Source organism: Tardiphaga sp. 172_B4_N1_3, from assembly GCF_052076035.1.
Lineage (GTDB): Bacteria > Pseudomonadota > Alphaproteobacteria > Rhizobiales > Xanthobacteraceae > Tardiphaga > Tardiphaga robiniae.
In genome coordinates, this window is record NZ_CP197238.1 from 2,606,320 (window position 1) to 2,629,151 (window position 22,832).

At 60.5% G+C, this 22,832-nt stretch carries 29 protein-coding genes and 2 tRNA genes; 18 read left to right on the plus strand and 13 right to left on the minus strand.

Annotated features, from left to right (window positions below; all coding sequences use genetic code 11):
• Nucleotides 1-56: 56 nt before the first annotated feature.
• A complete protein-coding gene (locus tag AB7783_RS12320) occupies nucleotides 57-482 on the minus strand; it encodes a hypothetical protein (RefSeq protein ID WP_441277790.1) in 426 nt (141 codons plus the stop codon).
• Between the two features lie 546 nt (nucleotides 483-1,028).
• Between AB7783_RS12320 and AB7783_RS12325 the strand changes: the two genes are divergently transcribed.
• On the plus strand, nucleotides 1,029-1,253 hold the full coding sequence (locus AB7783_RS12325) for a hypothetical protein (RefSeq protein WP_441277791.1): 225 nt from the start codon (nucleotides 1,029-1,031) through the stop codon (nucleotides 1,251-1,253).
• Nucleotides 1,254-1,321: 68 nt separating this feature from the next.
• On the opposite strand, the gene AB7783_RS12330 is transcribed toward AB7783_RS12325, so the two are convergent.
• Entirely contained in the window at nucleotides 1,322-1,669 is a 348-nt protein-coding gene (locus tag AB7783_RS12330) for a transcriptional regulator (RefSeq protein WP_441277792.1), read from the minus strand.
• 64 nt (nucleotides 1,670-1,733) lie between these two features.
• Here AB7783_RS12330 and AB7783_RS12335 point away from each other — a divergent pair, with 64 nt between their 5' ends.
• The 6 genes from AB7783_RS12335 to AB7783_RS12360 all read left to right on the plus strand — a co-directional run bounded on the left by AB7783_RS12335 (nucleotide 1,734) and on the right by AB7783_RS12360 (nucleotide 6,404).
• Nucleotides 1,734-2,429, plus strand: a complete 696-nt coding sequence (locus AB7783_RS12335) for a helix-turn-helix domain-containing protein (protein ID WP_441277793.1) — start codon at nucleotides 1,734-1,736, stop codon at nucleotides 2,427-2,429.
• Nucleotides 2,430-2,487: 58 nt separating this feature from the next.
• Nucleotides 2,488-3,222: a phage antirepressor KilAC domain-containing protein gene (locus AB7783_RS12340; RefSeq protein ID WP_441277794.1), complete on the plus strand. Its 735-nt coding sequence runs from the start codon at nucleotides 2,488-2,490 to the stop codon at nucleotides 3,220-3,222.
• A 187-nt stretch (nucleotides 3,223-3,409) separates the two neighbouring features.
• Nucleotides 3,410-4,264, plus strand: coding sequence for a hypothetical protein (locus AB7783_RS12345; RefSeq protein WP_441277795.1), 855 nt, complete (start codon nucleotides 3,410-3,412; stop codon nucleotides 4,262-4,264).
• Entirely contained in the window at nucleotides 4,264-4,800 is a 537-nt protein-coding gene (locus tag AB7783_RS12350; RefSeq protein ID WP_441277796.1) for a hypothetical protein, read from the plus strand. The genes AB7783_RS12345 and AB7783_RS12350 overlap by 1 nt, the downstream gene beginning before the upstream one ends.
• A 4-nt stretch (nucleotides 4,801-4,804) precedes the next feature.
• Nucleotides 4,805-5,170, plus strand: coding sequence for a hypothetical protein (locus AB7783_RS12355; RefSeq protein ID WP_441277797.1), 366 nt, complete (start codon nucleotides 4,805-4,807; stop codon nucleotides 5,168-5,170).
• Nucleotides 5,103-6,404: a hypothetical protein gene (locus AB7783_RS12360; RefSeq protein WP_441277798.1), complete on the plus strand. Its 1,302-nt coding sequence runs from the start codon at nucleotides 5,103-5,105 to the stop codon at nucleotides 6,402-6,404. Before AB7783_RS12355 ends, AB7783_RS12360 begins: the two co-directional genes overlap by 68 nt.
• Nucleotides 6,405-6,439: 35 nt before the next feature.
• Here AB7783_RS12360 and AB7783_RS12365 read toward each other — a convergent pair whose 3' ends face one another.
• The 3 genes from AB7783_RS12365 to AB7783_RS12375 all read right to left on the minus strand — a co-directional run bounded on the left by AB7783_RS12365 (nucleotide 6,440) and on the right by AB7783_RS12375 (nucleotide 8,407).
• Nucleotides 6,440-6,949 (minus strand): DUF4411 family protein, encoded by a 510-nt coding sequence (locus AB7783_RS12365; RefSeq protein ID WP_441277799.1) that lies wholly within the window; start codon nucleotides 6,947-6,949, stop codon nucleotides 6,440-6,442.
• Nucleotides 6,950-8,140, minus strand: coding sequence for an ImmA/IrrE family metallo-endopeptidase (locus AB7783_RS12370; protein ID WP_441277800.1), 1,191 nt, complete (start codon nucleotides 8,138-8,140; stop codon nucleotides 6,950-6,952).
• Between the two features lie 181 nt (nucleotides 8,141-8,321).
• Nucleotides 8,322-8,407, minus strand: a tRNA-Tyr gene (locus AB7783_RS12375).
• Between the two features lie 244 nt (nucleotides 8,408-8,651).
• Between AB7783_RS12375 and rlmB the strand changes: the two genes are divergently transcribed.
• A complete protein-coding gene (gene rlmB, locus AB7783_RS12380) occupies nucleotides 8,652-9,503 on the plus strand; it encodes a 23S rRNA (guanosine(2251)-2'-O)-methyltransferase RlmB (RefSeq protein ID WP_441277801.1) in 852 nt (283 codons plus the stop codon).
• Between the two features lie 123 nt (nucleotides 9,504-9,626).
• On the opposite strand, the gene AB7783_RS12385 is transcribed toward rlmB, so the two are convergent.
• Nucleotides 9,627-10,259, minus strand: a complete 633-nt coding sequence (locus AB7783_RS12385) for a hypothetical protein (RefSeq protein WP_441277802.1) — start codon at nucleotides 10,257-10,259, stop codon at nucleotides 9,627-9,629.
• 50 nt (nucleotides 10,260-10,309) lie between these two features.
• Entirely contained in the window at nucleotides 10,310-10,735 is a 426-nt protein-coding gene (locus AB7783_RS12390; protein WP_441277803.1) for a hypothetical protein, read from the minus strand.
• 287 nt (nucleotides 10,736-11,022) lie between these two features.
• Between AB7783_RS12390 and AB7783_RS12395 the strand changes: the two genes are divergently transcribed.
• Both AB7783_RS12395 and AB7783_RS12400 read left to right on the plus strand, forming a co-directional pair.
• On the plus strand, nucleotides 11,023-11,286 hold the full coding sequence (locus AB7783_RS12395) for a hypothetical protein (protein WP_093762074.1): 264 nt from the start codon (nucleotides 11,023-11,025) through the stop codon (nucleotides 11,284-11,286).
• A gap of 94 nt (nucleotides 11,287-11,380) precedes the next feature.
• A complete protein-coding gene (locus tag AB7783_RS12400; RefSeq protein WP_089264883.1) occupies nucleotides 11,381-11,584 on the plus strand; it encodes a hypothetical protein in 204 nt (67 codons plus the stop codon).
• 9 nt (nucleotides 11,585-11,593) lie between these two features.
• Here the strand turns inward: AB7783_RS12400 and AB7783_RS12405 are convergent, their stop codons facing one another.
• Nucleotides 11,594-11,815, minus strand: coding sequence for a hypothetical protein (locus AB7783_RS12405; protein ID WP_147421754.1), 222 nt, complete (start codon nucleotides 11,813-11,815; stop codon nucleotides 11,594-11,596).
• A 467-nt stretch (nucleotides 11,816-12,282) separates the two neighbouring features.
• Here AB7783_RS12405 and AB7783_RS12410 point away from each other — a divergent pair, with 467 nt between their 5' ends.
• Nucleotides 12,283-12,594 (plus strand): hypothetical protein, encoded by a 312-nt coding sequence (locus AB7783_RS12410; RefSeq protein WP_439058943.1) that lies wholly within the window; start codon nucleotides 12,283-12,285, stop codon nucleotides 12,592-12,594.
• Between the two features lie 61 nt (nucleotides 12,595-12,655).
• On the opposite strand, the gene AB7783_RS12415 is transcribed toward AB7783_RS12410, so the two are convergent.
• Nucleotides 12,656-12,730, minus strand: a tRNA-Thr gene (locus AB7783_RS12415).
• A gap of 1,406 nt (nucleotides 12,731-14,136) precedes the next feature.
• Nucleotides 14,137-14,856, minus strand: a complete 720-nt coding sequence (locus AB7783_RS12420; RefSeq protein ID WP_089264886.1) for an outer membrane protein — start codon at nucleotides 14,854-14,856, stop codon at nucleotides 14,137-14,139.
• A gap of 22 nt (nucleotides 14,857-14,878) precedes the next feature.
• Between AB7783_RS12420 and AB7783_RS12425 the strand changes: the two genes are divergently transcribed.
• Nucleotides 14,879-15,106: a hypothetical protein gene (locus tag AB7783_RS12425; protein ID WP_441277804.1), complete on the plus strand. Its 228-nt coding sequence runs from the start codon at nucleotides 14,879-14,881 to the stop codon at nucleotides 15,104-15,106.
• Between the two features lie 73 nt (nucleotides 15,107-15,179).
• On the opposite strand, the gene AB7783_RS12430 is transcribed toward AB7783_RS12425, so the two are convergent.
• Complete coding sequence (locus tag AB7783_RS12430; protein WP_246297243.1) at nucleotides 15,180-15,611, minus strand: hypothetical protein; 432 nt, start codon at nucleotides 15,609-15,611, stop codon at nucleotides 15,180-15,182.
• 221 nt (nucleotides 15,612-15,832) lie between these two features.
• Complete coding sequence (locus AB7783_RS12435) at nucleotides 15,833-16,120, minus strand: His-rich protein BRANT (RefSeq protein WP_320444781.1); 288 nt, start codon at nucleotides 16,118-16,120, stop codon at nucleotides 15,833-15,835.
• A gap of 307 nt (nucleotides 16,121-16,427) precedes the next feature.
• Here AB7783_RS12435 and AB7783_RS12440 point away from each other — a divergent pair, with 307 nt between their 5' ends.
• The 6 genes from AB7783_RS12440 (at nucleotide 16,428) to AB7783_RS12465 (ending at nucleotide 21,381) form a co-directional block, all read left to right on the plus strand.
• A complete protein-coding gene (locus tag AB7783_RS12440) occupies nucleotides 16,428-16,988 on the plus strand; it encodes a tetratricopeptide repeat protein (protein ID WP_441277805.1) in 561 nt (186 codons plus the stop codon).
• A gap of 115 nt (nucleotides 16,989-17,103) precedes the next feature.
• Nucleotides 17,104-18,492 (plus strand): serine hydrolase domain-containing protein, encoded by a 1,389-nt coding sequence (locus tag AB7783_RS12445; protein ID WP_441277806.1) that lies wholly within the window; start codon nucleotides 17,104-17,106, stop codon nucleotides 18,490-18,492.
• A gap of 122 nt (nucleotides 18,493-18,614) precedes the next feature.
• Nucleotides 18,615-19,394: an NAD kinase gene (locus tag AB7783_RS12450; RefSeq protein ID WP_089264890.1), complete on the plus strand. Its 780-nt coding sequence runs from the start codon at nucleotides 18,615-18,617 to the stop codon at nucleotides 19,392-19,394.
• Between the two features lie 31 nt (nucleotides 19,395-19,425).
• Nucleotides 19,426-20,136 carry an alpha/beta hydrolase gene (locus AB7783_RS12455; protein WP_441277807.1) on the plus strand — a complete coding sequence of 237 codons (711 nt, stop codon included), beginning with the start codon at nucleotides 19,426-19,428 and terminating at the stop codon, nucleotides 20,134-20,136.
• Nucleotides 20,137-20,231: 95 nt separating this feature from the next.
• Nucleotides 20,232-20,777 (plus strand): response regulator, encoded by a 546-nt coding sequence (locus AB7783_RS12460; RefSeq protein ID WP_068731951.1) that lies wholly within the window; start codon nucleotides 20,232-20,234, stop codon nucleotides 20,775-20,777.
• A 22-nt stretch (nucleotides 20,778-20,799) separates the two neighbouring features.
• Nucleotides 20,800-21,381, plus strand: coding sequence for an Hpt domain-containing protein (locus AB7783_RS12465; protein ID WP_441277808.1), 582 nt, complete (start codon nucleotides 20,800-20,802; stop codon nucleotides 21,379-21,381).
• Between the two features lie 148 nt (nucleotides 21,382-21,529).
• Here the strand turns inward: AB7783_RS12465 and AB7783_RS12470 are convergent, their stop codons facing one another.
• Nucleotides 21,530-22,702 carry a DUF2336 domain-containing protein gene (locus AB7783_RS12470; protein WP_441277809.1) on the minus strand — a complete coding sequence of 391 codons (1,173 nt, stop codon included), beginning with the start codon at nucleotides 22,700-22,702 and terminating at the stop codon, nucleotides 21,530-21,532.
• Nucleotides 22,703-22,832: the final 130 nt, after the last annotated feature.

Sequence of the window (22,832 nt, forward strand, 5' to 3'; positions counted from 1 at the left end):
GGCTCTCTCCCGTTGGATCGAAGGTGGCGTCACGCATATTCTTCTCCGCCTCTGCCTCAAGTGTCGGATCGATCCACAGTGCCAGGCTCTCCAGCCATGTCGCTGAGTTGCTGCCGAGCCGCAGCAATCGACGGGCTGTGGAACGCCGGATCCGTTGCTTCCAGCAGCCGCTCGATGCGGGAGACCCGGTCCCGAAGCGCGTCCAGTTCATTCGCTTCTGCTTTCTGTTCCTGACGCCGTTTCACCAGCGTGCGTAAATACTCGACCTCGCTGGCACGAATGCTCACGCGGCGGTCGCGGTACCAGACGTCCTTGATGCGAGATGCCGTCCAATCCTGGACCTCGCGACCCACGCGTCGCAGCACGGCCTTCTTGGATTCATCGGCGCGGCGTGCGCCGGCGACTGTTCGTAAAAGGCTCGACGCTTCGCTTAAGAGCATCTCACTCATGGCTTCCGACCGAATTTCGGATTTTTCCGACATCCCCTGTGTCCCTATGGTTGGGACGCGAGGCGTTACGCAACGCGACACGAACTAAACAACGATCAGGCAGTGCGCCGGCAAAGTTTGGCGACGAAGGCGGCGACTGCTGAACAAGAAGAAGATTCGGATGAGACCCACCGCGGCGCATGTGCGCCGTCGGTCGGAAGAAGTTGCCTGCAGGGTTCGCCCCGGCCCTACCAGGCACATAAGGGCGGGCAGACGCGGAACACCCCGACGCGTCTGTCCGCCGCTGGGGCGCAACGGAGATGCCTATGACTCTGCGATCGACAGCCATCACGCCTCCCTCTCGAGAGAGGACGCGGGCGAGTGAGAGGCATACGCGGATTGCCGTGGCGCGGTATCAGGACTGGGATCGGGAGATGATCCGGCTTCATGGGCCGCTGTACTATCGGGAGATGGGTTGGACGCTGCACTGATATTGCAGCGCCCATGTGTATTACCGGGACGCTCGCCGGATGAGCCTTGCGACTCATCCAGCGCGCCCCCCTCGTTGGTGGCGCGAACCGAACCAACGGAGACTGGACTATGGCCAACAGCATCGAGAATTCTGTCGCCAAGCAGACAATTGCCATCCCCTGCCCGAAGTGCGGCACGGAGACGAAGCAAACCGTCGCCTGGCTCAAAAACAACAAGGAGTTCGTCTGCAGCGGGTGCGGCGTTACGATTGCCCCGGATGCGACAGAGCTGTTCCGGCAACTCGCCAGCGCAGACAAGACGCTCAAGGACACCATCAGGCGCTTCGGAAAGTAGCGCACAGCAATCATTCACAACGAGGAGGAGCGCCGATACGTCTGCGCGGAGCTTCAACGGGGCGCCGGTCATGCCCCGCCCTCTGAAACTGGAACGACGAGAGCGGGCTCATGGCGCGCTCTACTATCGGGCCCTGAGATGATCCGTGCGCTGTTCGTTGGTGGCCAGGGTAAATCCGGACGGAACTGTCGTGCCGTGACGTCCCCCCGGGATGCCACTTCAATCGCCATCGCGAGCTCAGCTGACACTCTGCCGGTATGTTTCGCCGTCCAGACGGCATTCTGTGAGTATCCCGCAGCTTTCGCGAGCTTGGTTTCGGACCCACCAAACCTTACGGCTGCCTTAAAAAGCAACCTACGGACAGTCTCTAGGGATGCGTGCTCAGGTTTAGCCATACCGCATCGATAACACCACATTAGTGTTAAATCAACACCTTTTGGTGTTGATTGCGTGTTAGATAGCGCAGTGCGGGCGTGTTAGATGGAAGCCATGAAGAAAGCTGCTCTAAACGAGACAATTGGCGAGAAACTTCGGCGGGAACGGGAGGCGTTAGGATGGTCGCAAGCCAAGCTCGCCACCGCCGCAGGGACAACTCAGCAAACTGTTGATCGCATTGAGAGGGGGCTGACCGCGCACTCCCGAGCGATACCTAACATCGAATCGGCGCTGGCGTCGGGCCGCCCCTCTACAACAGAGCAGATGCAGAAGATGCGCACGCTGATTGCGGAGCGCCGCGGACAGCATAGTCCTCTGCCGAATCGAGAGCACAACTTTCCAATCCTGGTTCTGAACCGAGATGGCAGCACAGAGCTGCTTTATTTCAGTCAAATGCCGACTGCATGGACGAATACGGCGGCCTCTTATGCTCTTGTTATCGACAGCGACTTTCTGATGCCGATGTTTGCTGAAGGCGAGATTTTGTACGTCGATTACGAACAGCCGCCGGCCGCATCGGGCTTTGTGGTGGCGTTCGAGGTCGCGCTCACGCAAGCTCAAAAAGTTGCTGGCGAGATGCCGCCAGTTCAAGTCTTTCGACTGACGCAGGAGACAGCCAGTCACTATCGCTGCGAAACTGCGGCCGGTGAGCGCTTTGACCTGGAAAAGGACCGTTGGCACGCCGACCCAATTGTGAGTCGCTACACTCCTAGGATAGGGCCAGTACACCAACCTTTTTAAGTGTTGACTTAACACATATTGGTGTTAAAAAGCTTCCGCCAACACGGGAGCCACCACCTTGTCGCTTCGCCTGCCAGCCACCGCCGCACGGCCCGGCCCCTTGATCACGGGCGGCACTCCGACAATGTCGAGCCGGGAAATCGCCGACCTCGTCGAAAGCCGGCACGATGACGTCAAAAGGTCGATTGATCGCCTCGTCGAGCGCGGCGTCATCGCCCAACCGCCAATGGCGGATGAACCCGGCAGCGACGCGGTAGGCCGCGCGCGGCCTACGAAGATCTACCGGCTCGGGAAGCGCGACAGCTATGTCGTCGTCGCCCAACTCTCTCCCGAATTTACAGCACGGCTCGTCGATCGCTGGCAGAAGCTCGAGGCGCAGCCTACGCCCGCCCTCCCCGATCTCAGCAATCCCACCACGCTGAAGGCGCTGCTTCTGCAGAGCCTGGACAGCACCATCGAGCTGCAAGGCCGTGTCGCAGCGCTGGCGCCGAAGGCCGATGCTCTCGATCGCCTCGCCGACACCGACGGCATGATCCTGATCAGCGACGCGGCGAAGCAGCTTCAAATGCAGATCAAGGAACTGTTCGCGTGGCTGCGGGCAAATCACTGGATCTTCCGCCGCGGCCACTCCAAGCGCGATATCGGCCACGCCGACAAGATCGCTGCCGGCTACCTCGCCCACAAATATCGCTCGATCCTTCAAGGCGGCGAGACCGTGCTCAAGGAGCAGGTCTATCTGACGCCGAAGGGACTGACGCGCCTAGCCGTGATTCTCGGTCGGGAGCTGCAGTGATGACCACTTCCTTTCCATCAGACCACGAAGCCCGTCGCATAGCAGCATGCCGTGCTTTCTGGTCCGATCACCGCATCAACATCGAATTCCGAACGGCGCGCGGCGACCGCCCGTTCACGCTCAAGGAATTCGTCGCCTTCGTTGTGTCGATGCCTATCCATCAATTCGAGAAACTGAGGGGAACAGAATGACTACGAACACAGCAACCGGCCCTAACCAGTCAAGTCGCAAGCAGACCGTGCCTCCACCTTGTACGTCAGCTTCGAAAGGCATGGTCGCCGATACGAATCCACCCGTTATTGTGGCGGATCCGGCGCCCGCCGAGCCTCATCCGGTCTACGGGCGAATTCCGATGGGACGCGACGGCTTCGTGCTTGAGGGCCAGCTCGTCCAGATGCTTGATCACTGGCACCAGAAGGCCACCAATTACATAGATGCATTAGCGCCGGATTCCGACGACGCATGGTTGCCGACCGTCAGGGTCGTTCAAGGCCAACTCTTCGCAGCGGCCCTCGACTACAAGCCGCGCCGAGGCGGTGATGCTGCGCACCAATTCGCTATCATTGCCCGCGAAATGAAGGCCGAGGGCACAATCCAGATTCTGGACGTCGAGGCATTTCATAAACTGGTCGACGGCCTACGCTCGGCCACAGCACCTCTGCGGCCCGCAAAGATGCCGGGCCCGTCAACTCGCGGACGGAAGCTCACGCGATCGGGGCTTCTCCAGCGATACCAGTCTTTCCTGATCCAGGAGCTGGAAACCATCAGTTGGCACCTCTACGGGGCGCGCGATTTCGCAAAATTCTACAAACAAAAGGACCATGCTGTGACCATCCGCTGCTCGAGTCACTTCGTCGACGGGAAATTCAAGGCCAAGCGAAAATCCTACCCGTTTTTCGACGAAAGCAAGCTGTCGACGCGCGCACGATCGGTATTGAAAAGCCTAAAGATCGAAACCGTCATCCACGACGATCGCCCGCGGCTGCCGAAATCTCGGCGCATCTCATATGATGATGCCTGCAAAAAAGTGGGGGCACGCTAATGCTGCAGCTTCCTCAAACCCAGAGCTTTCGCACGCCGCTCCCGGTCATCTCGGCGCGGGTGAGCCGCACAAGTGCAAAGACGTCTATTCTTGATCGTGCAATCGCGGAGCACAAAGCGCTAGCACGTCTTGCCGGCAACCGGGATCGCGATGTTCAGAAGCTCTACAAAAAGCATCCGCACCTAAGTCTACCAGACAGATTGACGCTTTCTGACCTTCAGGCCCGGGATGAATACCGACGAGAAGTAAGGACCAGCGGGATTCGACGAGCCGAAATGCTGGCTTACAGGGCCCATATGTTAGCGCGTGGCGCATTGCACAGATTCGTCGATGCTAAGCCCCAATCCCGCACCGAAATCGCTCGGTATTCGCGTTATCTCATCCGAGCCATCACGAACAAGGTTGGCGGCGGCTTCAATCCAAATGTCGGAGCAAACGAGATCGAAAAAATGGGCGGCATGGAGGTTTACGAAATGCGGCAAATGGAGGCGATGGGACTTCTGAACCGCGCTGTCCGATCTCTCGCGAGAGGTTAACTACATGGCGCGTGAGCAGGCCCCTATCCCCATGTATCCCGATGAAGATCGGATCGCCCTGGAGGTGATGGGGCCGGCACGCGCCAAGGAGTGGCCCAGCAAGGCCAGATACCTCGAAGACAAGCACGGCCTGCCCCCGGTCGATGAACTGATGGGCGGCCGTTTCTGGCCCGCCGTCGTCGAGTATTTCAAGACGAGGCATGGAATTGCATTGCCACCCGCCGTTGACGGGGTTTCAAATTCAAAGAGTAGCGCCCGCGTCCGGGTGGTGCCGTTCAAGCCGGACGGCAAGGAAAGCTTCGATGGCCCGGAAACACAAAGCCCTGCTGGTCGGCGGCATCGAAGTCGAGATCACCGGTCAGGGCTTTAGGATCATCACGCGTCCGTCTGGCACGCGTGAGGCCTACTGGTACGCCGCGAAGCGTGCCACCGATGCCGGCTTCCAACCGCCGACGGTCCGTTTGCATGGCGACCTGAACTCGTTGACCGCCGTCAACACGATGTTCAATCGCTGCAACGACCTGTGGTCGGAGATGCTGGATTGGATCAGCGCCGGCAAGGTCGATACTCGTCCGGTTTATGACGGCACCGTCGGTTCGCTGATCAAATGCTATCAGACCGACAAGCAATCCCCATTTCACGACACCCGCCACAACACCCAGCGCGGCTATGTCACCTGGCTCACGGCGCTCGACAAGGTCGCCGGCCGGCGTCGCATCTCCGCCCTCACCGGCGCCGATCTGCGGACGTGGTTTCGTGAGGTGCGCAAGCCTACCAAGCCGGGCGGCCTGCCTCGCGAGCGTCTGGCGAAGGCAATCATCCAGATCTTCCGGATCATCCTCGCATATGGCTGCGAGCTCGGCCTCCAGGACTGCCTGAAGCTGGCCGAGATGATCGACGGCATGGAGTTCAGGAAAGAGAATGACGAGAAAAAACTCGGCAAGGTGAAGAAGGCGCCCAAGGTCGTGATGACCTATGCCCATGCCGAGGCGATCGTGCTCAAGGGCATTGAGATCGGGACGCGCCGCAGCCGGTCGGTCGCCCTCGCCGTCTCCGCACAGTTCGAGTTCACCATCAGCCAAATCGACGCCATCGGTTACTGGATGCCGGCGCGGGCCGTTGAAGTCACCGACGACATGATCATCCGCGGCGGCAAGGTCTGGCGTCCCGGGCTCCGCTTCGAGGATTTCGAGACGGGCATCCTGGATCTGTCGCGGCTCAAGACAGGTCACTCGGCTCAGTTTGACGTGATGGAGTATCCCCTATTCCAGATGGCGCTGGCCGCGGTGCCAGAGGATCAGCGCACCGGTCCCTACGTCACCGACGAGAACGGTGATCCTGTTCGCTACCGCGTGTTCTACGACATGTACCGCGCGGTCGCCGACGCAGCCGGCGTGCCCAAGGAAGTCTGGAACGCCCGGGCCCGTCATGGCGGCGGTACTGAAGCCCGCGCGTCAGGCGCCTCTATCGAGGACACCACCGATCACATGCAGAAGTCGGACATGGAAGGCACCAGGCGCGACTACATCGCCGGAAATGTCGAGACTACGCGGCGGGTGGCGCGAAGTCGGGTGGCGGTTAGGAAAAAGACTGACGGCGCGTAGAGATTGAAGAACGACGGTTTTCGGATGAAGGCCTTTTAGCCCTTAATCCCTTCTGCTCGGAGCAGATCGTTAAAACTCATATGCACGATACCCTCTTTGTCACAGATGTCGGGGATTTTTTGTCGTTTCTCGCTCTCTTGAAGCGTGTTCAGTTTTTTCTCGGAGCTGATCACTGGAAGCCCGAGTGTCTTAGCGAGCGCCACGATCGTCAGGTCGTTTAGACCAACTGTGTTCTTTCGATTACCATTGTATTCGGAAATGACAGAGGCGTATTTCGTCTTCAGGCTCTCGAAATGAACCAAGTAAGCTTCCCAGTCCCAAGACTCCTCCTCAAGCTCCAACTGAAGGTTTGCTTCGTTCGCTTTGATGCAATCGCCGATAGCGCCTGGGAGATGACCAAGCTCTTCATAGATCTCCGCGGTGACGGCGAACTTTCCGGCTTTGACCAAGTCCGCAACGCTGGCCCAAATAGATTGATGGATGTCCTCCGGCATAAATTCCAGAGGATTGCTTAAGCCGGACATATCGAGGCAGTAAGCTTTCATCTAGTCCCTAAAATGGTGGCGAATGTCCTCGAGATGGGCCAAGTTCTTGATGCCCATGAACTCGCCAGCATTGTGATTGGTAATAGCGCCGTTGGACCAAGCTTCGAGAACTAGGCCGGTATAAAGATCGCCCCGTGAGGACCTAAACCGAGAGCCATAATACTTGGGCCGACCGCCACCTTTGTACGCGGCTTCCTGCGCTAGGTAGCGAGGGCGCATGACTTGCCAGTAAAAATCTTCTTTGACGTACTGAAGCTCAACTAGCCGCACGAGAGCAGCGTGGCGACTCACGCAAAAAGCGTTCGCTATACGTGAGATCCGCCCATCATCGATGGAGCTCTCTCTTTTCGGCGGCTTCGGAAGGATTGTCTCCACTTCATTCGCAGGCATCAAAAACGCCCCAGCGAATGCGTCGCACCAGTCTTCAATCTGTTTTGCGCGCGTTTTACCGGGCGCTGTGCCAATAGGCCCACTTATCGCGCTTTCTTTCAGCACAATGTGAGCGAGCTCGTGAGCAAGTGTAAAAACCTGGGCCGTCGGCGCTTCATTGCTGAAAATGATGACAGGAAGAGGAGTCGCGAAAAGACACATACCTCTAGCACCGAGATTAACGAGACTCGAATTTTTCATGACAATGATGCCACTGCGCTCCAGATGATTTCTGAGCACCGTTACAAATTTGTCCCTGTCGTTTCCTTTTCTCGAGAACTGCTCTGATATCGGGAGGCCAATTGTCTCGCGGACCCGTGACGCTACGATTTCCGACGACTGCTTTACGTCTGCGTAAAAGCTATCGGGCAGAACCGGCGGCGTCTCTCCGAGCATTGCGAATAGATCAATGGCGTTGAGCCGGACCTCCTCTGCTTCCGACTGAAGAAGCACGAGTTCATACTGCTCGGTGGGGGCCTCCGCCTCGCGATACATCCGGAAATCAGGAACGAGCTCGAGGCTTTTTACCTTCGGGGTCTCTTTCGAGAGAAATTCCATGAATGGCAGGTCGTAAACTCCTGCGAGTTTGCGGGCCTGCTTGATCGTGGGAATCCCCGACCCGTCTTCCCATTTTTGAATATGGTCAGCCGTAACACCCGCACTCTTCGCAGCGGCATCGTAGGACAGGCGAACGCGCTTGCGAGCCCACTGCAGGACATCGCGATTGAAGGGCGCTCTCTCTTTCCGGGCTGCATTGGCCATGACACCGCTATCCTATCGGAGATTGTAAAAAATTTCGCCACTGCCACACAATCGGAGGCATTTGCCGCAGCCACGAGCCCGCGCAAGGAACAAACACCGAAAATAGAATTGCTTACAGGATTGCTTACGAATTGCTTACAAGATCGACCCCGTCAGGGGAAATTCGCTAGCGATTTGAAAATGGTGGGGGAAGAAGGACTCGAACCTTCGAAGTCATAAGACGGCTGATTTACAGTCAGCTCCCTTTGCCACTCGGGACACTCCCCCGCCTGACGCCATCGGACCCAAGCCCAACAAGACCTTGGCCCAACACGGCAGTCCCACCGAATAAGTGGCTGGACGGCCATGGATGACGTTAAAACGCGCGCCCGTAAACGGGCTCCCGGTTGGCGCGTTTATGACGGAAGCCATGGGGCAAAGTCAACCGACCCAGGCAGGAATATCCGCCCTTCCCGACCTCTTTCCGGGGCCCCAAATTGCCATTATTCGGCATGCGTGAGACAAGCCAGCCATGAGCGATCGAGAACGAAAACAGCGATTCCAGCGTGGACCTGACAAGGGACGCGACGGCCAAAGCGGTCAAAACCGGGACAAACCGCGCGATCACGGACGGCGCCCGCCCCGCCGGGGCCGGGAATCCGGCGGCGACGGCCCGGCCATCCTCTATGGCTGGCATACGGTCACCATGGCGCTGGCCAATCCGCAGCGGGTCATTCGCAAGCTGATTCTGACCGAAAACGCCGCCCGGCGCCTCGCCGAGGAGAAGATCGACACCCGCGTGACGCCGATCCTGGTCCGCCCGGACGAGATCGACCGCCGGCTGGGGCCTGATGCCGTCCATCAGGGCCTGCTGGCCGAGGTCGAGCCGCTGGAATCGCCGGATCTGGACACCCTGCCCCAGAACGGCATCGTACTGGTGCTCGACCAGATCACCGATCCGCACAATGTCGGCGCCATCCTGCGTTCCGCCGCGGCCTTTGCGGTCAAGGCGATCATCACCACGGCGCGGCACAGCCCGGAGGCCACCGGCGTGCTGGCGAAATCCGCGTCCGGCGCACTGGAACTGGTGCCGATGATCACGGTGCCCAATCTGGCGCGGGCGCTGAACGAATTGAACGACCTCGGCTTCATGACCGTCGGTCTCGACAGCGAAGGCACCGAGAACATCAGCGCGATCCCGCTGCAGCAACCGCTGGCGCTGGTGCTCGGTGCCGAAGGCAGCGGATTGCGACGGCTGACGCGCGAGACCTGCAGCGTCGTCGCGCGGCTCGACATGCCCGGTGAGATCAAGAGCCTCAACGTGTCGAACGCCGCCGTGCTCGCGCTCTATGTCGGCGCCAGCAAGCTCGGCCTGATGGGCTAGAGCGTTTTCGAGCGAAGTGGGTCCCGGTTCGCGTCAAGAAAACGCGTCAAAACAAGAATCCCTCTATCCAAACGAAAACGCCCGCCCGCATTGCTGCGAGCGGGCGTTCTTCGTTCGATCAGATCAGTACGCGCGGCGATGCTGCTGCGACTGGTGATAACCACGCTGCTGTCCTGCGGCGCGCGGCGCATACATCACCTTCGGCGCGCCATAGCGATGCGCCTGATGATAACCGGTGCGCGACACGTAGCTGCGCTGCGTAGTGCCGTAACGCGTGCGCGGCTGCATGCTGTAGCCGTAACGATAGCTCGGGCGCGCACGATACTGGCTGCGCGACGGATAGCTGTAGATCGCGGGCGAACGATACGCCGGACCATAGGAGTAGTTCACCGGATTGGCATAGGGGCCACCATAATAGCCGCGACGATAGCCGTAACCGTAACCTTGACCGTAACCCTGGCCATAGCCGCGCCAGCCGATCGCAGTCTCCTGATAGGTCGGAACCGGCGCGAACATGCCCGGGCCGCTGAAGGTCGGGCCCTGATTGGCGTAATAATACTGACGCGTCACCGGCGTCGGATCGGGCAGCCGCTCATAACCGGCGCCATAGCCGCAGGGGCTGACATAGGCCTGGCCGCAAGGCGAGCAGCCGTTTGAGGTGAACAGGCCGCCGCCGCAGGCCATTGCAGGCGCTGCGCCGGCAGTGGCGGTGACAACGGCAAATGCCGCAACCCATTTTGAAATCGCGTTACGCATGAATACTCTCTCCTGTCGGGTGTCTTTTTTTGGTGTTGGTGATTGATCGGTCAGCGTCGGAATTCCGGCGGTGCGACGATGACCTCAGGTGGATTGAACGGCACTTCATTATGCCGCTCCATCGGCGCGGATTTCGCCGACCAGTGCTCGTGGAAGCTCTCGGCCGGCTGCGGCAATTTGCGATTGGCCGGCGGCTCGATCTCCAGACGCCCGTAGCCGGGCTTGTGGCCGAGGCTCGGATAGTAGTGGCCGACATTCGGAACCGGATCGACGTAACGACCGCCATAGACTGTCGGTTGAATATGAATGCCGCGCTGCAAGCCCCAATCGCCTTCGATCACGCGATAGGACGCATCGACGCCGTTGATGATGATCGGCACGCCGGGACGACCGGGCACGACGATGTTGAAACCATCGGCGGCTGCAGCCTGAAGCGTGGTCGCAATCACAAAAAGCAGTGCTGAGAGGGTTCGCATGGCCATGTCCTGCATCTCGGCGGTACGATATTCGAACGCCTGGCAGGATGGGTTAAGGGCGCGGTCTAAACTGCCGGTAAGCCTAACGCGCAAGCATCAGGCGAAGTTCAAATGCGCGGGATCGCAGCGTGGATTCGTTAACGCAACGCGCTCGCACGGCGATCTGATCCCGGTCGAAAGGCGTTAAGCCCGCGCCGCGCACATCTTGCGCGTTGCCTTGGCAACGTGGTCTGATCCCTTCAGCCGTTGTCGCAGACATCTGCAGTCGTCATGTCCGGAGAGCCCCGATGAAGTTTCTCAGTGCAGCCATCATCCTGTCGACGCTGGTCGCGACCCCTGCTTTCGCGCGACACTGGAAACATCATCACAGCGCCGAAACCTTCGTCTTTGCCGCACCCGGCCAGCCCTACCGGATCCAGTTCGGGCACAATTACGGTCCGGGTCTGCAGCCGGGCACCTTCGCCTATTACGACGGTCCCCTCGCCGCCCGCTGCAAGCAATCGGCCGCGGCCTATCGCGGCCAGGACGGCCGGGCGTATCCCTGCTTCTGATTGAGGTTCCACAGGCCGGTTGACGGGTGGGCAGATTGGCCACTGCGATCGAACTTACTCAACCTCTGCCGCGTTGCCGCGCCGGAGGTGGCACATGCCCTACGCGCTATTCGAAGACGACCAGAAGCTCAGCCAGGAATTCCCGACCGAGGAGGACGTCTGGCAACATGCCGACGAAGCCGGACTCGTTGATGTTGTGGACGGCAAGACGGTGCTGGAGGACGGCTACACTATTCAGCCGTGCAGCACCGAAGAGGACACGGGCAAGCCGATCGCGGTACCGCCGGCAGTGACCTAGGAACGACTCTCACAATCCTTGGTTGGAAGACTGAGCGTCCTGAGCGCAGGATGGACGTTCCGAAAGTCCTGCCACCTCTCTAGGGGTGGTGGGGCTTTTGCTGTCGTAGCCATTGGTATGCAGTAGCCGCACGAACTCATCCATGGACGCGTTCAGTCGCCTGGCGCGCTCTTCAGATTCGGGCGTTGAGGTGCTGCCGAAAAGCCGGGTGATGGATTCGCGAAAAGTCATGCGATTCCCCTTACTCATTGAGACGCGCTTTGGTCGCGCGAACGGCAAATTGGTTCAACTCGCCGCGGGGCTTATTTAACAGTTTAACACACACGCCGCTTGACGGCGAATCACATGAAGGATTCTCTATCCCCGTTCAGGGAGGCGGAGATGGAAGACCACTTCACTCACCAGTATTTCAGCCGGCAGTGCTTCGAGCGACATCACGCACGCGAGGTTTGGGAGCGCGCCCTCTGCGCAGGCGCCCTACTCTTCGGCCTGACGGCCTCGTTCGCAGCCTGTCTGTTTATTTGACGCCCGTTCGCCTTCGGCGAACCTCCCACAGCCAGCCGCCCAAAGGCGTCAGCAGGCCGCCTGGAGACGCATTGGCGCTGACACGACAACGGAGCCGGATTTTGCACTGCCCCCGTTAGGCTTAACCCGCTGACGCGCTTGCACTAACGTCGCTCAATCTAAATGATGACGCCATGAGTTGGGTCGAAGAGCGCGATCGTTTAATCGCGGAGACATTGGCATTTGTAAAAGAGGTCTCGGGCAACCAGCCCGAGCTGGCCGCGAAGTTGACCGTTGCAGTAGACGCCGAGATGAAAGCTGCTGAAAATCCGAAGCAGATCGTCCCGGAACCTGCGCAGCCGATGAAGCTGACCGATCTCCGGGAAGACATCCGGAATCGCGTGGCATCATTCAAGGCACGGCAGCAGGACATGCAGGACAAGCGGGAGGCCGATTATCAGGAGGTCATCGCAAAAGTCCGGGCTACCTTGGAACAACGTTCATAGGTTGAACCCGCCGATGGCGAGCCAGTGCGAAAAGACCGTTTTGGCCCAGTTATTGAAATGGTGGTGCCGGTTGAGAGGATTGAACTCCCGACCTTCGGTTTACAAAACCGCTGCTCTACCGCTGAGCTAAACCGGCAACAATATCAATGGGTTAATTGATTCCCCGAGATCGAAATGGGACGTCCGGACCAGTCGCCTGCCCGCGTCGCGCAGTCAGATATCAGAGTTGCCCGGCAAGGGCTACTCCCGCGCGCGCCAAACCGGCGCATGCGCTTACAGCCACGCGTAAAGCAGCAGCAGATTGACCGCACAGGCGGCCATCAGGGCGACCGTGAGTGCCACCTGCACCCCGTCGCTGCGGATATTGTCGATCATTCTCATCGCCCGACAACCATCAAGCGATTCTGGCAAGGGAGTCTCGAACCTTATTTTTCCCGGGATTCAGGACTCGTTTACTTTCGATTCCTGGTGCGGGGGCAGCGGAGAGCTCGACTGTCTACTGCCCCGCGCTCGTCATTCCGGGGCGCGCGTCGCCGGCGAAGCCGGCAGAGCGCGAACCCGGAATCCCGCTGTGTTTGGCGCGATCGTAGTCTCCCACGCTGAGATTCCGGGTTCGCGTCCGGCAAGTGCCGGCCGCGCCCCGGAATGACAATTTGTGGCCAGGGACTCGCTAAACATTTTTTCCTATCTAGTGTTGACAATATCCCGACATGGATTATATTCCCCTTCGTCCTGCCCCGATGAGAGGGGCGAGCGCGATCGTCACGTTCGCGGGGCTGGATGCGGTGGACGCCGGAGATGCGGCGTCACGCGGTTTGGGGGTGACGTCTGTCTTCGGGCAGGACGGATCTGCGCCAGCACTGCCACTGGCAAGGAGACGGCCGACCCTGGGATGGACAAACCCCTGGACAGTGTGACGGACGACCAACTCGAAACGCGTTCGGCCAAGTGCTTTGCGGCTACCCTGTCCCTCCGCCCTGGGACATTAATTTTGGTGATGGGACCGTTCGCCATGGCAGATGTGCAGGCAACCGAAAAAACACCGCAGGCGGAACGTCGGGCACTTGCTCGGCGCCTCCGAAAGTCCTGATGCACTCTAGATTGCGGAAGACCGCATTCGCATCAGGCCCAAGGGTGCAACGGGCACCCGGCGTTCCGCACGCCCTCTCACAAGGGGGCAGGAATGCAAGCGACGACGGCGCCCCCCGCGCCGCAAACAATGGGGGCGATGAGGCATGTCTGAAGAGCACGTGTTGTCTAGAGCAGTGGCTGTTTGACAGTTGAATCTACGATGGCGCGATGAAGGCGCCGCACCACAGGTGTCATCCCCGGGCTTGACCCGGGGATCCAGCTTGGCCCGCACACCGTCGCACAAGACAAGGTGGATGGCCGGGTCAAGCCCGGCCATGACGTGGAGAGGATGACGATCGCATTGAAGCGATGATCAGCGATGCGCAGCGGCACAATGACGAATCCCCACACAGAAAAAGGCCGGCGTGATGCCGGCCTTTCCGTCGAAGATCGAATCGATGTCGTACTTGCTCAGTACTTGGCAACCACCGGGCCACCCCAGCCGAAGCGATAGTTCAGACCGGCCTTGATGGTGTGCTCGTCGTTGTTGAAGCTGGTCGAGCCGCCGGGAATGGCCGTCGAGGTGATCGTGGTGTTGCCGAAGTTGTAGTACTGATATTCGACCTTGCCCGACCAGTTCGGCGAGAACATGTATTCGAGACCGCCACCGACCGTGTAGCCGTCCTTCTTATTGCCATCGATGACAGCAACCGCGGGAGCCACGGCGGCGATGGTCAGGTTGTTGTTATCCTTCCAGGCGTAACCGCCCTTGGCGTAGAGCAGTGCCGGACCCCAGGTGTAACCGAGACGACCGGTGACCGAGCCGAGCTGATCGTTACCGCCGCCCGTGATGGTCGTGCCATTCGGGAAGACGAGGCTGGTATTGCTGCTCGCCAGCCAGCTGTACTGGGCTTCGACACCGACCACCCAGTTGGTGGCGAACTGATAGTCGAAGCCGCCCTGCACACCGCCCATGAACCGGCCGCTATCGCCGACGAGGCTGTTGCCGTCACCGAAGGCGCCGCCGAGATGGCCGCCGATGTAGAAACCGGTCCAGTTGTAGACCAAAGCCGGCGCCGTATAGGCCGGGGCCTTGGTATAGGTCCGCGCCGGAAGGTCGGCAGCGAAGGCTGAAGACGAGATCGCGGCCACGGCAACGATGGCCGACGCGCTGAGCAAAAGCTTCTTCATGGTTGTTCCCCTGTGTTGCGTAATGACCATCGAAAAACAACGTGGCGGCAGTTTGGTTGCTTCACGGCAGGCGTTGCCACATCGATGTTTGCCGACTGCGACAAAGCAGCAACACTTTTGGATTTATTCATTTTCAGACGGTGCGAAATGGCTTTTGGTTCAGCGCTCACGCGAACTTGATCGCGTTTTTCAGTGTCCGGATACCCACGTCGGGCTGCGGCAATCTCGTGGCGACGTTGCGGTCGGTTGAGGGCACCAATGCCGGCATTGATTGTGCTCGCATCGAGCACCGACAGCAGAGCTAAAGATCTGCCAACAACGCGCTACCGCGTCATCTTTTCCATTTCGGGGAACGGCGCGTAGGTGGCGCCGGCACAGGCCTCAGTGACATTCTCGACAATGCGATCGAGGCGCTTGTCGACATAGGATACCGCCCGCTCCTGCGGCGCCGTGTATCGGCCATCGAAATCCTTCGCCGTATAGCGCACGCAACTGACATAGCGCAGCCGTCCGCCGACGGTGCGTTGCACCGGCTCCGCCATCATGGCGTCACGAACGCCGACCGGATTGTTCAGATAGGTCTTGAAGAACGCCAGCAGATCGACGCGATAATTGGTCGGAAATGGCTGCGCGGCAACGCCCTGGTCATCCGTGAAGCTGATGCCACCGGCGCCGCCTCCTCCGCATGCTGCAAGCCAAAGCGGCAGCAGTACCGCTACTGCCTGTTTCGCCGATATCCCCAAATGCCGTCTCATCCGTCGTGCCGTCTCAATTACGCAGGCGTGTCCCCGTCATGCCTGTCCTAGACGGTTCGCCCGGGAATTGGAATTCGCATCTCGGTGACGGACCCGCGCAAACGAACCGGCCTGCTGCACCTCAGGGATGTTATGCATCCCAGGGGATAGGCGCAGCAGGCCGGCCGTTGAAACTCCGCGATCGCGGCTGGGCAATATGAGGCCGCAACCGCGGAGCCCCCTCAGCCGCGTTTGTGCACGACTGTGGTCTGGATAGCGGTGTGCTTGTGCGTGTGGCTCACGCCCAGCTTCTTGTGGAAGTGGAAATGCGGCCGCACATGGCGCTGGTGATGCCGATAGTCGTGATGACGATGAATCATCTTCGCATTGGCATTCAGCGCACCCGGCTGCACATGGCGCTCGGTCGTCACCACCTTGTGCGTTGTCACGGTGCGGCCCGGCCCGGCGGCCATCGCTGGCGCCGCGAGGATCGAAGCGGCAATCACAGCTGCGGAAAACATCTTCAACATGGTCGTCTCCTGTCGGTCTCGATCACGAAGTTGACCGGTCGGTTGGCCGGGCTTGTCGATCAATGCAGTGAGACTAGCGACGCGGCGCTGAACCCACTCTGACGGCGCCGGACAGACTTCGTTCATCTCGGTGACATCCTCGTCATGATCGGCTGGGTCAGGCGTCCTGCCCCAAGTCTGCTGCCCCAAGTCTGCTGCCCCAAGTCTGCTCCCCATGTCGGCACAAGCGGGAATGAACACCCACGTCCGGTGTTCACAACCTGAGACTTCCGTGTCAGATTATTGCTGTTGCAAACAGGAGCGCTGCATGACCCACCTCGCGATCAGGCTGACGACACTGGCAATGTTTTCCGTGGCCGTTGCCGCCGCGCCCTTCATGACCTCGGCCTATGCCGCGGGCGGCGATACGCCTTCCGCACCGCCGGCGTCCGACACCAAGGGCACCAAGGACAAGAAGAAGAAAACCGAGACCAGGAATCCGAACACCGAGAATACCGCGTTCCTCGCCAACTATCGCGCCGCCTATGCCACGGTCTATGACAAGCAGGACTACGCGGCCGCCATCGCGCAGCTCAAGGCGCTCGGCCAGGACGACCGCGCCGATGTCGCCAACCTGATCGGCTACTCCTATCGCAAGCTCGGCGACTACAAGGTCTCGCAGATCTGGTACGAGCGCGCGCTGAAGGCCGACCCCGACCATGTCCGCACCTGGCAGTATTACGGATTGTGGCAGGTCGAACAGGGCAACCGCGATCAGGCGCAATATCATCTCAACAAGATTGCTTCGCTGAGCGGCAAGGACTCCGCCGAATATAAATCGCTCGCTGCTGCGCTTGAAAAGGCGCCCGGCTCCGGTCCCACCTACTGATCCCATTCGCGGATCAGTCAGCCGGTGCAATCCTTCGGATTGTGCCGGCTTTGTTATAGCTGAGAGACCTGTTCATATTCGCGGCTGCGACGCTCTCCTCACATTGAGACCTCTGATGGATCCCTGGCTGAAGCCCGCGCTCGACTACATCCACGACTGGCTCTCATTCCAGATGGCAACGACGCAGCAACCCGGCTGCCTCGTGGCCATCGCGCATCGCGGCAAGATCGTCGCTGAATATGCCTTCGGTCACGCCGACCTCGCGACCGGCGAGAAGCTGACGCCGCGGCATCGCTTCCGGATCGCCTCGCATTCGAAAAGCTTCACATCTGCCGGACTGATGAAGCTCCGCGAGCAACGCAAATTGCGCCTCGACGATCCCGTTGGCGACCATGTGAAAGGCCTGCATCCGCAGGTCGCTGCAACGACTATCGGACAATTACTGTCGCATAGCGCCGGCCTCACGCGCGACGGCGTCGATGCCGGGCAGTTCATCGACAGCCGTCCCTATCTCGACAAGAAGGAGCTATTGTCCGAGCTGCAGCAACCGCCCGCGATTGCGCCCGGCACGCGGCTGAAATATTCCAACCATGGCTTTGGCCTGCTCGGCCTCGTCATCGAAGCTGTCACCGGCGAGCCCTATCGCGACTGGATCAGGCGCGAGATCATTGATGCGGTCGGCCTGCGCGAGACCCAGCCCGACATGCCGCTGACAAAGGGTGCGCCCCTCGCGCAAGGTCATACGCCGCGGCTTCCGCTCGACCGCCGTCTGGTCATTCCCGGCGACACGCCGTGCCACGCCATCACGCCTGCTGCGGGCTTCGTCAGCACCGCAGCCGACATCGCGCGCTTCTTCGCGCAGCTTGCACCCAATGCAAAGCAGAGCGTGCTGTCTGCGGCGGGCCGGCGTGAGATGACGCGGCGGCACTGGCGCAATCCGCACGCAACTATCGAGAGCTATTACGGCCTCGGCACCATGAACGGCACCACCGCCGGCTGGGACTGGTTCGGCCACAATGGCGGATTTCACGGCTATATCTCGCGCACCGCCGTAATCCCGGCCTGCGAGCTGACGATCTCGGTTTTCACCAATGCCACCGACGGCTGGGCGCCCATCTGGGTTGATGGCGCCATGCATATCCTGCGTGCATTCGCCCAGCGCGGCGCGCCGCAGAAGCGCGTCCGCGACTGGACGGGACGCATGTGGACCTCAGGGAGCGCGTTTGATCTGGTGCCCATCGGAGACCGGGTGCTGGTCGCCACGCCTCAGGCGATCAATCCCTTCATGGACGTCGCCGAGATCGAGGTGACCGGCAAGGACGAGGGCACGATCGCCGCGGCCGCGGGTTATTCCAGTTATGGGGAAGCAGTCCGGAGGGTCCGTAGCAAGACCGGGAAAGTGACCGAGGTTTGGCTCGCCGGCAGCAAATTAAGGCCCGAAAAGGCGGTCGCGGAGGAGCTGACCCGCAAATATGGAGCAACCGGGCGCCGCTCGCCCCGTTAACGATGCGGCGCTCCCTGCAGCCCGGCCGTCTCAAAGACCTGCTATCCTTTCGCTCGACAAGCCCCAGCGAGGTCGGCTAGACGACCCCGCGCAATCACGCAGCATGAGCCGGCGATCCCCTGATGAACCCGTCCAAGCGCTATGACCGGATCGCCTTCGTGGCCAGTACCAGCGGTGAAGCGCAGGCAGCGCTCGACCAGCTGACGCAGCTCTATGGCAATGCCGATCCGGAGACCGCCGACATCATCGTCGCGCTGGGTGGCGACGGATTGATGCTGAAGACGCTGCACGACTTCATGCGCACTGGCAAACCGATCTACGGCATGCATCGCGGCACCGTCGGTTTCCTGATGAACGAGTTCTCGACGCTTGATCTGCATGCGCGCCTCGCTGCGGCGCGCGAGACGTTGATCAACCCGCTGCTGATGCGCGCCACTGACGTCCATGGCGGCGTGCACATCCATCACGCCATCAACGAGGTCTCGCTGTTTCGCCAGACGCATCAACTGGCGCGCCTGCGCATCCTCATCGATGAACGCGAACGGATGGCCGAACTTGCCGCCGATGGCATCCTCGTGGCTACGCCGGCCGGCTCGACCGCCTATAACCTGTCGGCGCAGGGTCCGATCCTGCCGATCAATGCCGCGCTGCTGGCCCTGACGCCGATCAGCGCGTTCCGCCCGCGGCGCTGGCGCGGTGCGCTGCTTCCCAATACGGCGATCGTCGCAATCGAGGTGCTGGAAGGCGAAAAGCGCCCGGTGGCCGCCGTCGCCGACAACGAGGAAGCCCGCGACGTCCGGCGGGTCGAAATCATCTCCGACAAGTCGATCTCGATGCGCATGATGTTCGACCCCGGCCACAGCCTGGAAGAACGCATCCTGAGCGAACAGTTCGGATACTAGAATTCATCCAACTGATACCGCCGAGGGACTTATGCCGTTCGATTTCGTCCTTGTGGCAGGCCCCTTGGTCCGAGGATCAAGCTGGGAGTCGACGGCCGAACATCTGCGGGGGGCAGGATGCCATGTCCAAGTACCGGACATATTGGCTTACCATGCCTCGCCACCTGCATGGAGCGCATGGACCCAAAGTCTTCTCGATCATATCATGCCGAGCAACCAACTGATTGTGGTGGGACATAGTTCTGCAAGTCATCTTGCTGTCGATCTGGCGACCAGGCTGCCCATGCGTGGCGTCATCATTGTCGATGGCGATGTGCCCCCATCGCATGGCGCAGCCTCACCCATCAGACCCGCCTTGCACGACCACGTGAAAAGCCTCGCCGGTGCCGACGGGACGCTTCCGATTTGGTCACAATGGTTTTTTGGGGATGCCCGTCGCGCATCTCTGGTTGGCATTGATATCTTGGCCAGAGATCCCGTAGCCTTCGCGCAATTCGAAAGTGAACTTCCCAAAATGCACGTCGATTGGTTCGATGACACGATCGAACTCCCGCGCTGGGATCATGTGCCTGCCGGCTTCATCCAGACTTCAACAATTTACGATCATGCAGCCGCAGAAGCTCAGCGACGCGCCTGGCCAGTTACGAGGCTAAATGGCACGCATTTGCATCCCATGCTCCGCCCCGCAGAGACCGCGGACGCGATTCTTGGAATATCGCGTCGACTTGGGACGTCCCCATAGCGGACTGGGCTCCTGCAGTGCCTCAACCATTCGTTAAGACGCAACGCGGTATGGTTAACGTCGGGTAACGGTCCCAGCCCGGTTCGAGCCGCATCATGTTCCGTATCGACTTCAACAAGCTGCGTTTTCTGGTCTGCGACGACAATCCGCACATGCGGCGCATCCTGCGCACGCTGCTGCATTCGTTCGGCGCCCGCGAAGTCTATGAAGCCGAGGACGGCGCCACGGCGCTGGAAATGTACAGCCATTACGTCCCCGACATCGTGATCGCCGACTGGGCGATGCCGATTTTCGACGGGCTGGAACTGGCACAGATGATCCGGCAGCCGGATTCCAAGGGCAATCCCTACGCGCCGATCATCATGCTGACCGGCCACTCCGAGAAGCGTCGCATCACCATGGCGCGCGATGCCGGCGTCACCGAATTTCTGGCCAAGCCGATTTCGGCCAAGGGCCTCTATCTGCGCATCATGAGCGTGGTCGCGCATCCCCGCCCCTTCATCAAGACGAAGAACTATTTCGGGCCGGATCGCCGCCGCAACACCACCGTCGCCTATATCGGACCGGAACGCCGCAACGGCGGCGAAGCCGAGGTTCTGCAGCAGCCGTCGCTGCTGGATAAAGCCCGTGTCACTGGCTAGCGCAATGTTCGGAGAAACGACCATGGCCAAGAACAAAGCGCCGGCGCCGCCGAAGGTGCAGGCTTTCGCCGATCACCAGGTCATCACGCCGCCGAACACGCTGAAGCACGCGATCCGCCGTGTCATCGATCGCGAGCTCGACGATCCCGTGGCGCGCGCCGAACAGGCGCTGGCCAATCTCTCCGGCGAGTTCAAGACCTGGATGCGCAGCGAATGCGACCGCCTTGCCGCAGCACATGCCGCGATCCTGAAGAAGGGCTTCGATACGCACACCCGCGGTGAGCTGTTTCGCGCCGCTCACGACATCAAGGGCGACGCCTCGACCTTCGGCTTTCCTGCCGCTGGCGTCGCCGCCGAAAGCCTGTGCCGGATTCTCGAACACGCCCCCGATCTCGATGCGGTGCCGCCGGATCTGATCCAGCACCATATCGATGCGATCCAGGCCATCGTGCGCGAGCACAACACCATCGAGAAGGCCGGCGTGGCCAACGAACTCAGCGCCCGCCTGCGTGCCGTCGCGGATGACTATCTGACGGTCGTCAATCGGGATCGGCCGGACCATCTTGAGATGATCTCGGCGCCGAGCATCGTTCCGAAAGAATAGCGTCGCTCCACAATTTCGTTTGATGCGATCGAAACACTCTCCACGTCATGGCCGGGCTTGACCCGGCCATCCGTCTATTGAAATGCGCTGACGTCAAACGATGAATGCCCGGCTCAAGGCCGGGCATGACGACTGAGATATTCGACGCCTACGCCGCGATCAGCTGATACTCGTCGCGCGCATTCGCCTGTTCGGCCAGTTCATCGCAGAATACCCGCGCTTCCTCGCGGGCCGATTCCGTCGCGAAGCGCCGCAGCAGGATCAGCAGCGGCTCGGACGCCGCTTCATCGGTCTCGCACACCGTCAGCACGCGCTCGACCATGCGACGACGCAGCCGTACGGCGCCACCGACGGAGCCGATGAAACCAATTTCATTGCGCGCAGCTAGCGCCGCGCGGAAGGCAGGGAATGTCGACTCCGGCAGACCTGCGCGGGCGAGCAATGCGTTCAGCCCGGCACCGACGCCGTCATAGACCAGCGCGGCCACGCGGCTCTGCGGCAGGCCGGACAGCTCCACCAGCGCCTGGTCGAACAGGTCGAGATTGCCCGACAGCAGGGCGCGGAGGATCAGGCCGACGGTCAATTGCCCGGCTTCGCGCAGGTGATGCACGAGATCGCGCATCTCGTCGCCGCGCGAACGCGACGCAATATTGACCGTGGAGCGCGCCATCGCCTCGTCGGCAATGCGCTCGGCACGATCCGGCGACAGCCAGTTGCGCGCAACCACGAAGCGGGTCAGCGTTTCGGAAAGCTTGGCCACCAGCGCGAGGCGCGTCCTGGCTGGCAGGTCGCCAAGGGCCAGCATCGCTTCGCGGATGGCGGCGAGATGACCGTGACGCTCGACGATACGGTCCCAGGAGAATTGCGCCAGTTCGGCATATGGATTTTCAATCAGCTCGAGCGCTGCCGCGGCAGAGCCGACTTCGGCAATGGCGGCGCAGATCGAAATCGGCAGATTGATGCGGCGCGCGACCGCGCATTGCAGTTCGCTGTTCCCCGTCGCGACGATGTCGACCAGATCGGCATCGATCAGCAGCGGCGAATGTTCGAGCACTGGAAGCGACACACAGGGCTGATCCACCGACAGCGCCTGCACGATGGCTGGGGGCGCCGATGGCGCGCGGGCGAAAACCTGCGCCATGGCCTGGCGCACCAGCGGGGACGCATCATCAAGCAGCATCAGTAGCGCGCCTTCGGCGGCGGCACGGTCGTCGTCTGAAAGATCAGAAAAAATCCAGGCCCGCGCCAAAGAGCGCGTTGCCTCTGCCCGCTCGCTGGCTGGAGCGGTCCGTACCCAACTGATGAACTGCCGAACAATCATGGTTCTGCCAGCCTACGCAACAAGATCAACACCGAAACGCGATGCCACTGTCAGAGAAAATAAACCATCCCACTTAACAAACGGTTCACCATAAGCTTATGGGTTTGTTGAGGTTTTATTAAGGGATCGG

What these genes read in the sequence shown, in the direction of transcription:
- AB7783_RS12320 (WP_441277790.1), bottom strand. Translation starts at nt 482, where the DNA reads ATGTCGGAAAAATCCGAAATTCGGTCGGAAGCCATGAGTGAGATGCTC.
- AB7783_RS12325 (WP_441277791.1), top strand. Translation starts at nt 1,029, where the DNA reads ATGGCCAACAGCATCGAGAATTCTGTCGCCAAGCAGACAATTGCCATC.
- AB7783_RS12330 (WP_441277792.1), bottom strand. Translation starts at nt 1,669, where the DNA reads ATGTGGTGTTATCGATGCGGTATGGCTAAACCTGAGCACGCATCCCTA.
- AB7783_RS12335 (WP_441277793.1), top strand. Translation starts at nt 1,734, where the DNA reads ATGGAAGCCATGAAGAAAGCTGCTCTAAACGAGACAATTGGCGAGAAA.
- AB7783_RS12345 (WP_441277795.1), top strand. Translation starts at nt 3,410, where the DNA reads ATGACTACGAACACAGCAACCGGCCCTAACCAGTCAAGTCGCAAGCAG.
- AB7783_RS12350 (WP_441277796.1), top strand. Translation starts at nt 4,264, where the DNA reads ATGCTGCAGCTTCCTCAAACCCAGAGCTTTCGCACGCCGCTCCCGGTC.
- AB7783_RS12355 (WP_441277797.1), top strand. Translation starts at nt 4,805, where the DNA reads ATGGCGCGTGAGCAGGCCCCTATCCCCATGTATCCCGATGAAGATCGG.
- AB7783_RS12360 (WP_441277798.1), top strand. Translation starts at nt 5,103, where the DNA reads ATGGCCCGGAAACACAAAGCCCTGCTGGTCGGCGGCATCGAAGTCGAG.
- AB7783_RS12365 (WP_441277799.1), bottom strand. Translation starts at nt 6,949, where the DNA reads ATGAAAGCTTACTGCCTCGATATGTCCGGCTTAAGCAATCCTCTGGAA.
- AB7783_RS12370 (WP_441277800.1), bottom strand. Translation starts at nt 8,140, where the DNA reads ATGGCCAATGCAGCCCGGAAAGAGAGAGCGCCCTTCAATCGCGATGTC.
- rlmB (WP_441277801.1), top strand. Translation starts at nt 8,652, where the DNA reads ATGAGCGATCGAGAACGAAAACAGCGATTCCAGCGTGGACCTGACAAG.
- AB7783_RS12385 (WP_441277802.1), bottom strand. Translation starts at nt 10,259, where the DNA reads ATGCGTAACGCGATTTCAAAATGGGTTGCGGCATTTGCCGTTGTCACC.
- AB7783_RS12390 (WP_441277803.1), bottom strand. Translation starts at nt 10,735, where the DNA reads ATGCGAACCCTCTCAGCACTGCTTTTTGTGATTGCGACCACGCTTCAG.
- AB7783_RS12395 (WP_093762074.1), top strand. Translation starts at nt 11,023, where the DNA reads ATGAAGTTTCTCAGTGCAGCCATCATCCTGTCGACGCTGGTCGCGACC.
- AB7783_RS12400 (WP_089264883.1), top strand. Translation starts at nt 11,381, where the DNA reads ATGCCCTACGCGCTATTCGAAGACGACCAGAAGCTCAGCCAGGAATTC.
- AB7783_RS12405 (WP_147421754.1), bottom strand. Translation starts at nt 11,815, where the DNA reads ATGACTTTTCGCGAATCCATCACCCGGCTTTTCGGCAGCACCTCAACG.
- AB7783_RS12410 (WP_439058943.1), top strand. Translation starts at nt 12,283, where the DNA reads ATGAGTTGGGTCGAAGAGCGCGATCGTTTAATCGCGGAGACATTGGCA.
- AB7783_RS12420 (WP_089264886.1), bottom strand. Translation starts at nt 14,856, where the DNA reads ATGAAGAAGCTTTTGCTCAGCGCGTCGGCCATCGTTGCCGTGGCCGCG.
- AB7783_RS12425 (WP_441277804.1), top strand. Translation starts at nt 14,879, where the DNA reads ATGACCATCGAAAAACAACGTGGCGGCAGTTTGGTTGCTTCACGGCAG.
- AB7783_RS12430 (WP_246297243.1), bottom strand. Translation starts at nt 15,611, where the DNA reads ATGAGACGGCATTTGGGGATATCGGCGAAACAGGCAGTAGCGGTACTG.
- AB7783_RS12435 (WP_320444781.1), bottom strand. Translation starts at nt 16,120, where the DNA reads ATGTTGAAGATGTTTTCCGCAGCTGTGATTGCCGCTTCGATCCTCGCG.
- AB7783_RS12440 (WP_441277805.1), top strand. Translation starts at nt 16,428, where the DNA reads ATGACCCACCTCGCGATCAGGCTGACGACACTGGCAATGTTTTCCGTG.
- AB7783_RS12445 (WP_441277806.1), top strand. Translation starts at nt 17,104, where the DNA reads ATGGATCCCTGGCTGAAGCCCGCGCTCGACTACATCCACGACTGGCTC.
- AB7783_RS12450 (WP_089264890.1), top strand. Translation starts at nt 18,615, where the DNA reads ATGAACCCGTCCAAGCGCTATGACCGGATCGCCTTCGTGGCCAGTACC.
- AB7783_RS12455 (WP_441277807.1), top strand. Translation starts at nt 19,426, where the DNA reads ATGCCGTTCGATTTCGTCCTTGTGGCAGGCCCCTTGGTCCGAGGATCA.
- AB7783_RS12460 (WP_068731951.1), top strand. Translation starts at nt 20,232, where the DNA reads ATGTTCCGTATCGACTTCAACAAGCTGCGTTTTCTGGTCTGCGACGAC.
- AB7783_RS12465 (WP_441277808.1), top strand. Translation starts at nt 20,800, where the DNA reads ATGGCCAAGAACAAAGCGCCGGCGCCGCCGAAGGTGCAGGCTTTCGCC.
- AB7783_RS12470 (WP_441277809.1), bottom strand. Translation starts at nt 22,702, where the DNA reads ATGATTGTTCGGCAGTTCATCAGTTGGGTACGGACCGCTCCAGCCAGC.